Origin of the sequence: Bradyrhizobium sp. AZCC 2289 (assembly GCF_036924615.1) — a bacterium.
GTDB lineage: Bacteria > Pseudomonadota > Alphaproteobacteria > Rhizobiales > Xanthobacteraceae > Bradyrhizobium.
The window spans coordinates 3,949,439-3,961,939 of record NZ_JAZHRY010000001.1; the positions used below are offsets into that span (position 1 = coordinate 3,949,439).

The window sequence follows — 12,501 nt, forward strand, 5'->3', positions numbered from 1 at the left end:
CGCGCGCAGCGCGTTGATGTCGAGGCGGAAGGCGTCTCCATTCGCGGGCTTGCCTGTCGCCTTCGACACAATTGCGGCTCTCTCCATCGCCTTCTCACGCGCGATCTGCGCCTACATCCGCGGGGCCGGGGCGACGGAGGTTCGTCAATCCGGGTGGCAAGTTGGGCCCATTTCCTCGAAAATCGTCGATTTTTGGTCGAATCAGCCGATTCGGCCGCAATTAGGCCCAGACCCCAGTCTTTAACCTCTGTTGACTATGCCTGTCATGTGACCGGCCTTGGGGCCCCGTTCGGGTTGCGAGGCGAGGGACCAAAGGGTAGTATTTTAAACAATGGCTTCAGGGCATGAACGCTATGTTGGGGTGCGTAAAATGCCCGGTGGGTGTGGAGCTTAGCCTTTGATATATCGCACGCTGGTTCGCGCGCTCGTTACATCGGCCGCCATTGCGGCCGGTGTGCTGCTGGCCGGCTGCAACAGCGACGAAGTCTCGCTCGCCACCAACGCCAAGGCCAACCAGCCGGTCCCGCCCAAGCTGATCCAGGCGATGGTCGAGAAGGACATGGATCTGAACTCACCGATCCTGGTCCGGCTGTTCAAGGAGGAAGCGGAGCTCGAGGTCTGGAAGCAGGATCGCTCCGGCCGCTTTGCGCTGCTCAAGACCTATCCGATCTGCCGCTGGTCGGGCGATCTCGGCCCGAAGGTGCGTGAAGGCGACCGCCAGGCGCCGGAAGGTTTCTATGCGATCTCGCCGGCGCAGATGAACCCGCAGTCGGCCTATTATCTGTCGTTCAATACCGGCTATCCGAACGCGTTCGATCGCGCGCTTGGGCGCACCGGTTCGCAGCTGATGGTACATGGCGATTGCTCGTCGCGCGGCTGCTACGCGATGACCGACGAACAGATCGCGGAAATCTATTCGCTCGGCCGCGAATCCTTCTTCGGCGGCCAGCGCGCGTTCCAGCTGCAGGCCTATCCGTTCAAGATGACGCCAATCAACATGGCGAAACATCGCAACAACCCGAACATGCCGTTCTGGAAGATGATCAAGGAAGGCTGGGATCATTTCGAGATCACGCGGCAGGAGCCGAAGGTCGATTTCTGCGAGAAGAAATACGTGTTCGATGCCATCAAGGCGCCGAACGCCACCCGCGATCCGGTATTCGACGCTTCCGCCAAGTGCCCAGCCTACGCCATTCCCGATGAGCTCGCCGACGCCACGCGCGAAAGGGAACAACAGGACGCCGCCGAGACCGCCAAGCTGATCTCAAAGGGAACGCCGGTTGCCCGGCTGAACACCGGCATCGATGGCGGCATGAACAAGATATTTGCCGCCCGGGTGCCCGAAGGCAACACCGGCTTGTCCGAAGGCGGCGACGGCCAGAGCCTGTCGCTGCTGTCGATGGCACGTGCGCCCGGCACCATTCCCTCGACCGTCAATCCGCCGCGCGCGCCGTCCGATAATCTTCTGCTCGGCGCGCCGCAGGAACCAAAGATCGCGGCAGCGGCTGCGGCCCCTGCCGCGGGACCGACGCGGGTGGCGAATGCAGCGCCGAACGCGCAATCCGACGGGTTCTTCAGCAACCTCGCCCGCAAGGTCGGCATCGGCGGCACGGCCGACGCTACGGCGAGCACGGCAAGCACCGCGCCACCCCCGCCCGCGAAGCCGAAAGTGATCGAAGCCAAGCGGACCGAAACGCCGCATCCGGCCGCCGCGCCAAAGGCCGAGACCAAACAGGCCGCCGCCAAGCCCGCGCTGAAGCCGTCGGCTTCCGACACAGCCTCCGCGGCACCTGCCCCTGCGCCCGCCGCGAAGGATAGCCTGGTTGCGGGATCGGCGCCGATCGTGTCGTCGAATTCGTTCGACAGCCGCTTCGGGGCGGTGAAGTAAGCGCGGCTCGCGCTTCCAGCCCTTAGCCTCAACCGTCATTGCGAGCGAAGCGAAGCAATCCACGTTTCTACGCGGGGAGAGAATGGATTGCCGCGTCGCTTCGCTCCTCGCAATGACGGGATAAGATTTCTGATCCGAATGTCAAACAGCTTGAGAATATGCGTGCGCATTCTCGCGGCATGAAATGCCCGAGCTTTGCATCACTTTCCGCCCTCTCTCGACAGAGGGCGCAGGGAAAGCCGGGTGCGCGCTGCACCCGCGGTCTCGTGTGCAAAATTGTGCAAAAAGATGCGCACACGAGCATACAGGTTCAGCGGAGAGCATCCGGCCTTCCCTGCGCAATGGTTTTACGGCTCATAGCGCGCTCTCCCCGGTGACCGGTTTTCTTGCCACCGTCATCCCTGAGAAGCTTGCTTCTCAAAAACTTGACGCCAGCATCGGGGCGCCAGGACCACACGATTTTGCCGTCCGCATCAGCCGCGCTCGTCAGTCGCAGCTTCCGCGTCCACCGCATCCCACCGCGCGTTTCGTGACGATCGCGAGCCGCCCCTCTTGTCGGGTGAGACGGGCGGAGAAACACCACTGATTTGCCCGACGCGACAAGCGGAATATTTTTTCGACGGGGACTGGACGACCCAAATCACGTTGATCGGCTTCAGGAATTTGCGATTTTCGCGCAACGCATTCAGAGCTGCCTCTATTCCTTGGGCTGCGTCGCCAGTGTGACAGTGTTTCGTTTTTGTTGAGCAGGTTGGTTCAGTTAGGCCGTGAACCGATAAATTTGCTGACTTGACCAATGGCCGCTGCGCCCGAAGGCCGACTAATCCCGCTGCGCAGCGAAATGTCGCGATGTGCCATGAGCCGACATTTCAACTTAAATTCTATCGGGGAAACGGATTATGAAGCCGCCACGGTTCGGCATCCGCACCTTGGGCAGCGTCTCGGGGTTCATCGTGTCGGTCTCACCTATGAGTTTGTTTTTCGCCAGGATGAACGCGGTCAGAGCGTAGACCTCGTCGTCGGTGAGTGACTTCGGCTGCTGCCACGGCATCCCTCTACGGATGAAGTCGAAGAGCGTCGTGGAATAAGGCCAAAAGTTCGCGATGGTCTTCATCCCGGCCGATATGTCGGTGATCTTGCCGCCTCCGAATAGTGGTGAAAAACCGAATTTGTTCTTGCCGTCCTTGTCGTGGCAGGCGACGCATTTTTCCGCGTATATCCGCTCGCCTTGCGCCGGCGTACCGCTTCCTGCCGGCAGGCCGGAGCCGTCAGGCATAACGCCGATATCCCAAGCCGCGACGTCGGCGGGGTCGATAGGCGTGCCAAGATTGGGCCCGTCGGCGAACGCTACGCTGATGCTCAGAGCGAACACCCACGAAGCGCTATAGGCGAAAATTCTAGCTATAGGCATGGCTGATCTGCCCTTTGGCGTCGACCGCCCAACTAGTGACCGCGTTGAAGTGCTGGTTGGGAAACGCCCCGATCGGTGGGACATTCTTCAACTCGCCGCGCTGAGCTACGAACTCGGCGCGTGTGGGTTGGAAGTTCCCGGCTTCATCCCAGGCCCGGCTTTGAAGTATTGCGGGGCCACCGTTCCAATGCCAAGCCATGTGGAAACGGGTGAAAGCCTTCGCCAATACCGGCTCCTGCAGCGCCGCTTCGGCCCAACTCTGCCCGCCATCGGCCGAAACCATAACCCTGGCGATCCGGCCGGTGCCGGAATATGCGACACCGGAAATCTGGTAAAGGCCGGGCTGCTTTAGGGTCATTCCAGGAGACGGCTGCGTGATGAACGATTTGACTTCTTGCAGGAAATAAAACTGGTATGCCTCGCCGTTCGGGAGAAGCTGCGTGTAGGTCTTGGTCTCCCAGAAGCCCATGGCTGGCTCCGCCACGAGCTTGATGCGCCGCAGATACTTGACGTTCATGTTGCCCTCGTAGCCCGGCAACAGCAGGCGCACCGGATACCCGTTACTCGGCGTGAGGCGCTCGCCATTTTGATAAAGGGCGATCATGGCGTCGTCCAAGGCCTTCGCCACGGGCACGCTGCGTGTCAGGTGAGGCGCGTCCGCGCCTTCGGCGATGAACCATTTCGCCTTTGGATCAATGCCGGTTTCTTCGAGCAGGGTGGAGAGCTTCACACCCGTCCATTCAGCACAAGACGCGAGGCCGTGCAGTGCCTGAACGTTGCCCTGCAGCGGCTGGGGGGAAAACAGCGGTGCGCTGTTGCCGCCGCATTCCAGGAAGCTGATACGCGACACCATCGGATAGCGCGCAAGTGCCTCAAGCGAGAACATCAAGGGGCGCGTGACGAGGCCGTGGATCACGAGGCGGTGTTTATCCGGATCGATGTCGGGCGGGCCGCCATAGGCGACCACGAAGTGCAGGCCATTCGGCGTGATCATTCCGTTTAGCATGTGATGCGGGGTACGCGCAGTTTGAACGAATGGCAGGCCGTCGGGGTTGTTCAGCGTCCGCGCGACGTTCTTCTCAAACCGAGACGGCAGCTCATACGATTTGATGCTCGAACCGGGCTCAAGGCTCCATGGATCATCCTTGAGTGGCTCGGCCGCGGCGCTTGTCAGCGAGGCCCCGACGCCCGTGCTGAGCGCGCCTGCTATAGCGACGCCCTGCCCGAGCAGTGCACGCCGGTCGATCAGACCGTTTCCAGCTACAGCATCCCCTGAAGGATGACGGATTCCTTTGGGCATGACCGCCTCCACAGCTGTCGGCGTCTTGAGAGTATAGAACTGATTTTCTCTCGCGCGCAACGACCGGTTCGGGTCAAAAACCGTCCTGACGGCCCCGCCGCGCAACTTCCGGTCTACCCCGAACAACGGACATCACGCGTCAGAGCGGTCACTTCCGAAAAGTGCCGCCAGTACCAGTCTCGACAAGCATACGGGGTTTAAGGTCAAGACCGCTCACGTTCTCGGTCCGGCCAACTCGCTGCGCGGCGACCGCAATCTACCTTCGCTCGATATACGGTAGCGGCCTCACTACCGGTACGGCACAAGTCATGTTGCCGCGCGATGAAAGCGCGCGCGACGAAACGTAGCATTGCATTTTTGCTTGCAGAGGCAGGTCTTTTCGACACATTGGGATTTTCTCAGTGCTGGGCGCGGCTTCGATAGAGGCGAGCGCATGCTTGAGCTTTGGAACAATTGGTACCAGACCCTGGCCTCGGTGGAAGCGCTTGCCACCGTCATCGTTTTTGTCGTGGTGGGTGCTGGCGTTATTACGCTGGTGCAAGGTCGGCGGCGATAAACGTGGCCGACAAAAGAGTGATCCGGGGAGACGTCGGCAAACCGGTCACTCAGGCCAGCGTAGGAGAAGTGCGTTCAGTAAATCAACGGCGCGGGCTCGGTTAGGATGCCCTTATGTCAAGGGGAACAAATGATTGCTTCTAATGCAGGGTGGATAAGGAGAAATGTTCCTTCGCTGGAATCATTCGGCATACTCGCGTTGTTGAGCCTATTGGTCGCGGCCCAAGTATTCATGATGATCCGCTTGCTGGAACCCGGATTCGTCTTGCCTGCGTTCAGCATTCTGCTTTTCTCGGACGCAGCGATCGCCGCCATCGTGGCCCGCGCAATCCACGCCCACGGAAATTCGCAAAATGTAACGTTATGGGATGTTGCCGGCGCATTCACCATGATGGGTTGCGCAGCGGCGATTTTTAGCGAGCCGGATCAAGTGGTACGGCTTTTCGAGCAACTGTTCGAACATCATTCGGATACACCGCTGTAGGAGATAGCCACCAAGCCGGGCCCCTCTGGCAGCCATCAGGCTGCGGTGTCGGACTGGAGTTAAGTTGGAGTGGCCCTGTTTTGATATGCGGCACGGGATTGGGGCACGTGTCGGTGAACCCCATTACACACATTGCCAAAAAATCCGGGCCGAAAGAGGGGCCATTCTCCCGGCAAGAAGGGGAGCGTGAGCCGTGTTTGAATTTCTCAGCACAGATGTCCTGACCACATTATTTGAGATCGTTCTGATCAACCTCATGCTCTCTGGCGATAACGCCATCGTCATCGGCCTTGTTGCTGCGGGCCTGCCTCAGGCGCAACAAGGCAAGGCGATTTTGATCGGCATCGTCGCCGCGACGATCTTGCGCATTCTGTTCGCCGGGCTGGCGAGGCAAATTCTGCTGATCGTCGGCCTGCTACTCGCGGGCGGGATTCTGTTGTTGTGGGTTTGCTGGAAAATGTGGCGGGAGTTGCGCGCGTCCCCGGCAGGGGCCATAGAAGCGAAGGAGGCTGCTGGAGCAGTCGCAGGAACATATGGCGAAGACAAGCCCCGCAAAACACTCGTCCAAGCGAGTTGGCAGATTATCGTGGCTGACGTTTCCATGTCGCTCGACAATGTCTTGGCCGTCGCAGGGGCGGCACGCGAGCATCCAGTCGTCATGATTTTCGGCCTGGGGCTTTCTATTGCGATGATGGGCGTGGCCGCTTCCCTCATTGCGCGCCTTCTGCAAAATCATCGATGGATTGCTTACGTTGGTCTGGCCGTCGTTCTCTACGTCGCAGTTGAGATGATGCTTCGCGGAACATTGGATATCATGAAGGCTGCGTCGACATGAACATACTGCCGCGTCGTTTCCTGCGGCGGTAGCGGACATCGTAAAAAGGCGCCACTTCCGCTTTGGGTGGCATAGCCAGAAACAGCGGAACTATTCTCGCGTTCAATCCGACAGACGAGGAACGCGACGTATAGATGCGAGCGCCATGGGATGTGAGGCAAAGGCGTTACAGCGTTCCTTGCCGGACGAGGCGCTAAGTATCGTCGCGCGCGGACTTTGGCCGTGAATTCGACGAGCCGATCGCTCTGCCGAACGGGCGCGATGCCCCCATGACTTAGGCAGCGCCGCCAATGCGTTTTGAGTTGCGCCGGCCGTTAGCCACCGGACCGATGCAAAAACGGATCCACGGACTCAGCTAGCAGGGTCGCCAATTGGGTGGCGGCAGGCGTGGACTGCTTTTCGGGCGGCAGCGAGCCGACAGAATAGACCGCCAGTCCAGAACCAGCGGCAAAGGCAGCTATCGCAATTGCAGCAAGATATTCGATCCTCATGGTGATGGTTCCTCCATCGGCCCCGCAGACTAACCGGACACTCTCTGAAATGGTTCCACAGCGCTGCTTGACCCTAGCCGCCGGGACAAAAGCTTCCGAACTTGGGGCCCAATGACCCGATGTTCCGCGCGGGCAAGTTCCTCAATGCGTCGGCTCGGCGCTCCAATTGTTTCCCCCATCCGTCCGAACGGCGTCACGATCCGAAGTCTGGGAACGAAAGCTCCGGTCAAGACTTTAGAACTACGAGACCGTCGCTCGCCGTTAACTACATGGCGCATGTCGCGGATAGCCAAAGGTTCCTACTGCAGGGCCCGCTGTTCTAAAACCAAGCGCTCGCGCGGATAGCCAAAAGCGGCGGTCTCCGGTTCCGTTGAGAATTGCCAGCTGTGCTCGCAAGCGGGAGAGCTGCGGGAGGGGTGGGTGCCGATGCTGGCGCTTTCTTACCCGAACGAGGCTTCGTTATGCTCAACCGCATCGACATCGACCACACACACAGCCGAGCCATCGTTCGAGAGATCGGCGGATGCTGGCGCTTTCTTACCCGAACGAGGCTTCGTTATGCTCAACCGCATCGACATCGACCACACACACAACCGAGCCATCGTTCGAGAGATCGGCGAGAGATTGCACGCGTCGCTGAAACCAGAGCCGGAACTACCAACGAGATTTAAAAAACAAATCGACCGGCTCTGCGAATTGGAGGAGCGCTCACCGTCAATCGTTCCCAGTGCCGAGCATTGGAAGAAACCTCGCCGTTGAGCCAAAGACGGCTCGGACGAACATGGACGAGCAATGCCATCGGTGAAGCGCCGTGCGTCAAAAATTCTGAACGAGTATGGTGCGGCGCAATCCGAATTGATCGGCAAAGCCGTCGTGCTTACCGACGGAAAGGCTGGCACGGTCGAAAACGTTTGGCTGGATGAATTGCACGGGCTTCGGATTTCCATCGAAGGTCATGATGGAAGATGGCCAGTCTCAACCATCAAGCTTGCGGAGTCCTAGACCTCGCATCGGCTGCGCGTTGCCCAGATCGCGTGCTCCTTTCAAAGCATTCCAATCAAAATGAAAAGCCCGACCTCGGTCAGGAAAGTGACGCTCATGATCGCGACCGTAAGGAACACGTCGCTCGGCGAGAGAGGGCTCATGAATGCCTCGCATCTTGCGAAGCCCCGAGAGTAAACCACTCAGGCTGGAAAATGTTTCGGTTCCAAAATGCAAACGGCGCGACATGCGAGCGGCGCGCCAGCATCCGAGGCGGCCTAACCAAGGCGAAGTCCGCTAATGGGATGGTCCGGCCGTGCTCCTGCCCCGCCAGCAAGCGAAGCTGGCAAGGGGCGCCAAGGACAAGGAGCACGCCATGTCTCAGATACCCAATACCGCGATCGCCGTGATCGGCATCGATATCGGCAAGAACTCATTCCACGCCGTGGGCCACGATGCGCGCGGCGCCATCGTGCTGCGGCAAAAGTGGTCGCGTGGCCAAGTGGAAGCGCGGCTCGCCAATATACCGCCCTGCCTGGTCGGCATGGAAGCCTGCGTCGGCGCCCATCACCTGAGCCGCAAACTCGCATCGCTTGGTCACGATGCCAGGTTGATGCCGGCCAAATATGTCCGCCCCTATAGCAAGGGACAGAAGAACGACTTCAATGATGCCGAAGCGATTGCCGAAGCCGTGCAGCGCCCGACGATGAAGTTCGTGGCGACCAAGACCGCGGAGCAACTGGATCTGCAGGCGCTGCATCGGGTGCGCGAGCGGCTGGTGTCGCAACGCACCGGCATCATCAACCAGATTCGCGCCTTCATGCTGGAACGCGGGATCGCCGTGCGCCAGGGGATCGGCTTCCTGCGCACGGAACTGCCCACCATCCTTGCGACGCGCACCGATGCCCTGTCGCCCCGCATGTTGCGTATCATCGAGGAGTTGGCAGGCGACTGGCGCCGGCTGGATCAGCGCATCGATGGCTTATCCGGCGAGATCGAAGCCCTGGCCCGTCAGGATCAGGCATGTTCGCGCCTGATGACGGTGCCCGGCATCGGGCCGATCATTTCGAGCGCCATGGTGGCCGCGATCGGCACTGGAGACGTATTCTCCAAAGGCCGCGACTTCGGCGCCTGGCTCGGACTGGTGCCCAAGCAGATCTCGACGGGAGACCGCACGATCCTCGGCAAAATCTCCAGGCGCGGCAATCGCTACCTGCGCGTTCTGTTCGTGCAGGCGGCATGGGTTGTGCTGGTCAGGATAAAGGACTGGGAACGTTACGGGCTCAAATCCTGGATCGAAGCCGCCAAGAGGCGGTTACACCACAACGTGCTGGCGATCGCGCTCGCCAACAAGCTTGCCCGGATCGCCTGGGCGGTGCTGGCCAAAGGACGCGCCTTCGAGCTGACGAGGACCGACGATGCAGGCGTCCGACCCGCTTGATCCTCGCGCCGTGCTCGGCGCGGTCAAGGCGCAGCCTGGCGACGCCGGCGCCCGCCGCAAGCCAGGCGCGACGGCCGGCCTTGACCGCCCCTGCGCGCGACGCGATCGACGTTCTGCGGGCCGGGACGAAGGAACGGCCCTTGGCTCGAACAAAGGAACTGCGCGACATGAGGAGCAAGCGATGACGTAACCCTATCAACAGTTTCCAGCCGAGGTCTGCGAGAGGATGAGACGAGATGGAGGTTCGGTCTTCCGAGCGCGTGCGAACACTGGTGACCCAAATGGCCCAATCGAGGCCTGTCCGCTAATTAGAACGCACGCGCGCTGATATCCATGATGGCCCGGAGCACCACATGGGCTCCAATCAGAGGCCGGATACATTGATGCAAGACCGCCGCCGCCAATTCGACGAAATCTTCTTGCAACGCGCGGCCGGACCATACATTTGGGTCATTAACGCAGTTTTGACCCTCTGCCGATCACTTTTAGTTTTGCTTGGGCCAAGACGGCGCGCCCGCTCGAATTCGCAAAGCTATTTTCTGTTGCCTTCGTCCGTGGGCCGTTCCCAATTTCCTTCCAGCTTCTGCTCGAAAACCTGGGCAGCGACGGCTTGGCGGGCGCTTGCAAAGTTGTCGAGCGACAGCGAAGCAATGACGGTAACGACATTGGAATTGACTGCTTCAAGAGAAAGCATTCTGCCGGTTTCGAGTTCGCTTAGGAGTTCCGGTTCGGGAACAGTTGCCGCCACGCAGCCGTTTGCCAAGCAAATCGTGTAAGGAACGAGAATCGTGGTACCCTTATCTACGGTAAGTCTGATGCCGGGCTGCACAAGGTTTCCAGTCGGAACGAATATCTGCAATCGTGTGGAAGGGGCATCTTCGCGTTCGATGAGATCAACCTTGAGGATTATTTGGCCCAGGTCGGACGTGCCTTCGATGGATGTGCGGCAGACCATTTTCGTATCTGCACCCTGTGCACCCCGGAAGCACAGTTTCTTCCAGGTCGAATAGGTAAGGTTTGGAAGCTTCTGCTGTCCTCGCGCAGCAATCTCGGCTTCGGAAAAATCGGCCGTTGCGGGTACGTCACCAAACGGGATGACTTGTTGGCTATTCGCCACTGTCCCAGCCATTGAAATGCCCAGCGCCATGAAGGCAACCAGGACCGATCGCCATGCTTCGGGACTGTTGATTGATCGGGCGGTTTGGAGATTCATGGCCAGACCCCTCTTACAAACGGACGGTCGTTCCTATCGATGGTTCTTCAGAAATTCGGATACCAGCGGAGCCCATAGTTGCACGGCATCGGCTGAGTCGATCATGAAATGACCGTCTCCTCCAAAATCCGGCAGGAGGTGATATTCGACGTTGCCGCCGGCGGCTTGAAAAGCCGCCGCCAATCGCTTCGTAAGTTCGGGCCCGAAGTAGCTGTCGTTATGGGTGTAAATCCATAACATCGGTATCCTGGCCGTTCGTCCGAACTGGGCCGCCGCCTCAACCAGATTGTCCGGGGCGCAATTGTTGTTCGGTTTACCGTTTAAGTGGCCGCCGCGCCCGGCCGCAAAGCCGATAATGGCACGCACTGATGTTGGATTCTGGCTGGCAAGTGCGATCGCGCCCCAGCCGCCTCCCGATTGACCGACGACAACGACTTCATCCCGCTTGATGAACGGCTGAACCGACATGTATTCGATCACCCACTTGTTAATCGAGGCAATCGCAAGTCCGGCATCCCGAAAGTTGGCGTCCAAACAATTGCCGACGCCTGAGAAAAAGAGCCCGAACAGGCCTCGCTCGGGGATTTCGATAGCTGTGGCGCCATATCCTGGACGCACAGGCGCGACGACGACGTACCCCTGCTTGGCGAACCAAATCGCGGCGTCGCGAAACTCGATCACGGGAAAGTAGCTTCGTTCCCTCGGATCAAGCGAAACTCCGTGGTTCATGACCAGAAGCGGAAATGGTCCTTCGCCGATCGGACGGATCATGTACGCCAACAATGGGACGGCTGAAGGAATTGCCCATATCTCCTCACGGAGCTGGGGAGCGAAGGTATTTTGGGTGGTTTCACCGGCGGCGGCAGGGGGCAGCAGCAGCAGGATCAGAGTGATAAGTGGTATTAGGCGCTTCATAAGCCGCTCCCGCTTTACCTATTCAGCAGCACGCCGACCATAATGAGCGGTGGGCAGGTCCACAATGCAAACTCGGCAGGAAGGACAGACCTGGGTGCCAGATGGGCAACACAAGCAGGCGACGTCGGCTCAGGGTCAAAAGCGTCGCTTTGACGGTCGGCCGGTGGCTTCCGGTTTGTTGCCGTGATCGGACGTCGTCGGCGCTGTCCGACACTGCGCATTCGGGCCAACTCCGGACATTCCTGGGAGCCGCGGTCGCCGCCTCCGGGCGGTATCCCAATCGGGCCTTCGGGCGAAGCCACCCGTTTCTCAGGCGCGTCAGGTGACGTAGAATGCAGTTGCCCTTGAAGCGGGACGTGCCGAAATCACCGTTGGGGGCGAACGAGCACTGGTGCCATCGGCAGGCACGCGCTCTTAAGAGACCGACCTCTTTTCCGGTTTCGCACCACTATTCACCACGTACACGCCGCTTCTGCGACGGCTCGTTGCGTAACCTCGGGAGAAAAGCGATGAACAAGATCGATCGAAGGTCAGCACTGGGAATCGGGTTGGCAGCGGCTTCGGCGGCTATGATGAAGCCCGCCGCCGCTCAAACCACCGGCTACAAGGATACGACGCCGTGGCCAGGTGTCGTAGTGCGTGCTTATGATGGCGAGACACCATCCCTCATCCCCGGTTTTAAGACCGTCTCAATGCGCGATGTCATCATGCAGCCGGGATCGAAGACTATGGGTCCCCCGATGATGAATGCCATGATCTGCCATATCCCCGAGGGGGAGCTTCGGATCGAGCAGGAGGGAAAAACCTTTACGGCCAAGAAGAACTTTGTCTGGACCTGCAACAAGGACACAAAGGAGCAGGCGCACAACGATGGGAGCGTGGTCGCAATCATGCGGATCACGGATCTGAAGGCTTAAGGCTCGTTTCTTCGCAAGAGACATTGCAGGTGCGGATGGCATACGCGACGAGGATGCCGCCGCCGAGAGT

Annotated in this window: 13 protein-coding genes; 8 read left to right on the forward strand and 5 right to left on the reverse strand. The window is 59.6% G+C overall.

Annotated elements, in window-relative coordinates; translation table 11 throughout:
* The first annotated feature begins 397 nt into the window (after positions 1-397).
* Positions 398-1,888, forward strand: coding sequence for a murein L,D-transpeptidase family protein (locus tag V1289_RS18815; RefSeq protein WP_334398271.1), 1,491 nt, complete (start codon positions 398-400; stop codon positions 1,886-1,888).
* 874 nt (positions 1,889-2,762) lie between these two features.
* On the opposite strand, the gene V1289_RS18820 is transcribed toward V1289_RS18815, so the two are convergent.
* Together V1289_RS18820 and soxC are read right to left on the reverse strand one after the other, a co-directional pair.
* Positions 2,763-3,299 (reverse strand): c-type cytochrome, encoded by a 537-nt coding sequence (locus V1289_RS18820; protein ID WP_334398272.1) that lies wholly within the window; start codon positions 3,297-3,299, stop codon positions 2,763-2,765.
* Positions 3,286-4,599: a sulfite dehydrogenase gene (gene soxC, locus V1289_RS18825; protein ID WP_334398273.1), complete on the reverse strand. Its 1,314-nt coding sequence runs from the start codon at positions 4,597-4,599 to the stop codon at positions 3,286-3,288. The genes V1289_RS18820 and soxC overlap by 14 nt, the downstream gene beginning before the upstream one ends.
* 433 nt (positions 4,600-5,032) lie before the next feature.
* Between soxC and V1289_RS18830 the strand changes: the two genes are divergently transcribed.
* The 3 genes from V1289_RS18830 to V1289_RS18840 all read left to right on the forward strand — a co-directional run bounded on the left by V1289_RS18830 (position 5,033) and on the right by V1289_RS18840 (position 6,473).
* Positions 5,033-5,155, forward strand: a complete 123-nt coding sequence (locus V1289_RS18830) for a hypothetical protein (RefSeq protein ID WP_334398274.1) — start codon at positions 5,033-5,035, stop codon at positions 5,153-5,155.
* Positions 5,156-5,284: 129 nt separating this feature from the next.
* Positions 5,285-5,638 (forward strand): hypothetical protein, encoded by a 354-nt coding sequence (locus tag V1289_RS18835; RefSeq protein WP_334398275.1) that lies wholly within the window; start codon positions 5,285-5,287, stop codon positions 5,636-5,638.
* 193 nt (positions 5,639-5,831) lie between these two features.
* Positions 5,832-6,473 carry a YjbE family putative metal transport protein gene (locus V1289_RS18840; RefSeq protein WP_334398276.1) on the forward strand — a complete coding sequence of 214 codons (642 nt, stop codon included), beginning with the start codon at positions 5,832-5,834 and terminating at the stop codon, positions 6,471-6,473.
* A gap of 314 nt (positions 6,474-6,787) precedes the next feature.
* Here V1289_RS18840 and V1289_RS18845 read toward each other — a convergent pair whose 3' ends face one another.
* Positions 6,788-6,964: a hypothetical protein gene (locus V1289_RS18845; RefSeq protein ID WP_334398277.1), complete on the reverse strand. Its 177-nt coding sequence runs from the start codon at positions 6,962-6,964 to the stop codon at positions 6,788-6,790.
* 558 nt (positions 6,965-7,522) lie between these two features.
* Here V1289_RS18845 and V1289_RS18850 point away from each other — a divergent pair.
* The 3 genes from V1289_RS18850 to V1289_RS18860 all read left to right on the forward strand — a co-directional run bounded on the left by V1289_RS18850 (position 7,523) and on the right by V1289_RS18860 (position 9,386).
* Positions 7,523-7,723 (forward strand): hypothetical protein, encoded by a 201-nt coding sequence (locus tag V1289_RS18850; protein ID WP_334398278.1) that lies wholly within the window; start codon positions 7,523-7,525, stop codon positions 7,721-7,723.
* A 33-nt stretch (positions 7,724-7,756) separates the two neighbouring features.
* A complete protein-coding gene (locus V1289_RS18855; protein WP_334398279.1) occupies positions 7,757-7,966 on the forward strand; it encodes a PRC-barrel domain-containing protein in 210 nt (69 codons plus the stop codon).
* 355 nt (positions 7,967-8,321) lie between these two features.
* Positions 8,322-9,386 (forward strand): IS110 family transposase, encoded by a 1,065-nt coding sequence (locus V1289_RS18860; protein WP_334398280.1) that lies wholly within the window; start codon positions 8,322-8,324, stop codon positions 9,384-9,386.
* A gap of 532 nt (positions 9,387-9,918) precedes the next feature.
* Here the strand turns inward: V1289_RS18860 and V1289_RS18865 are convergent.
* Both V1289_RS18865 and V1289_RS18870 read right to left on the reverse strand, forming a co-directional pair.
* The gene (locus V1289_RS18865) at positions 9,919-10,599 is read right to left on the reverse strand and encodes an invasion associated locus B family protein (RefSeq protein ID WP_334398281.1); all 681 of its coding nucleotides are present in this window, start codon (positions 10,597-10,599) and stop codon (positions 9,919-9,921) included.
* A 33-nt stretch (positions 10,600-10,632) separates the two neighbouring features.
* Positions 10,633-11,514, reverse strand: coding sequence for a dienelactone hydrolase family protein (locus tag V1289_RS18870; protein ID WP_334398282.1), 882 nt, complete (start codon positions 11,512-11,514; stop codon positions 10,633-10,635).
* A gap of 509 nt (positions 11,515-12,023) precedes the next feature.
* Between V1289_RS18870 and V1289_RS18875 the strand changes: the two genes are divergently transcribed.
* Positions 12,024-12,431 carry a hypothetical protein gene (locus tag V1289_RS18875; protein ID WP_334398283.1) on the forward strand — a complete coding sequence of 136 codons (408 nt, stop codon included), beginning with the start codon at positions 12,024-12,026 and terminating at the stop codon, positions 12,429-12,431.
* Positions 12,432-12,501 lie beyond the last annotated feature (70 nt).

What these genes read in the sequence shown, in the direction of transcription:
- V1289_RS18820 (WP_334398272.1), bottom strand. Translation starts at nt 3,299, where the DNA reads ATGCCTATAGCTAGAATTTTCGCCTATAGCGCTTCGTGGGTGTTCGCT.
- soxC (WP_334398273.1), bottom strand. Translation starts at nt 4,599, where the DNA reads ATGCCCAAAGGAATCCGTCATCCTTCAGGGGATGCTGTAGCTGGAAAC.
- V1289_RS18830 (WP_334398274.1), top strand. Translation starts at nt 5,033, where the DNA reads ATGCTTGAGCTTTGGAACAATTGGTACCAGACCCTGGCCTCGGTGGAA.
- V1289_RS18835 (WP_334398275.1), top strand. Translation starts at nt 5,285, where the DNA reads ATGATTGCTTCTAATGCAGGGTGGATAAGGAGAAATGTTCCTTCGCTG.
- V1289_RS18845 (WP_334398277.1), bottom strand. Translation starts at nt 6,964, where the DNA reads ATGAGGATCGAATATCTTGCTGCAATTGCGATAGCTGCCTTTGCCGCT.
- V1289_RS18850 (WP_334398278.1), top strand. Translation starts at nt 7,523, where the DNA reads ATGCTCAACCGCATCGACATCGACCACACACACAACCGAGCCATCGTT.
- V1289_RS18855 (WP_334398279.1), top strand. Translation starts at nt 7,757, where the DNA reads ATGCCATCGGTGAAGCGCCGTGCGTCAAAAATTCTGAACGAGTATGGT.
- V1289_RS18860 (WP_334398280.1), top strand. Translation starts at nt 8,322, where the DNA reads ATGTCTCAGATACCCAATACCGCGATCGCCGTGATCGGCATCGATATC.
- V1289_RS18865 (WP_334398281.1), bottom strand. Translation starts at nt 10,599, where the DNA reads ATGAATCTCCAAACCGCCCGATCAATCAACAGTCCCGAAGCATGGCGA.
- V1289_RS18870 (WP_334398282.1), bottom strand. Translation starts at nt 11,514, where the DNA reads ATGAAGCGCCTAATACCACTTATCACTCTGATCCTGCTGCTGCTGCCC.
- V1289_RS18875 (WP_334398283.1), top strand. Translation starts at nt 12,024, where the DNA reads ATGAACAAGATCGATCGAAGGTCAGCACTGGGAATCGGGTTGGCAGCG.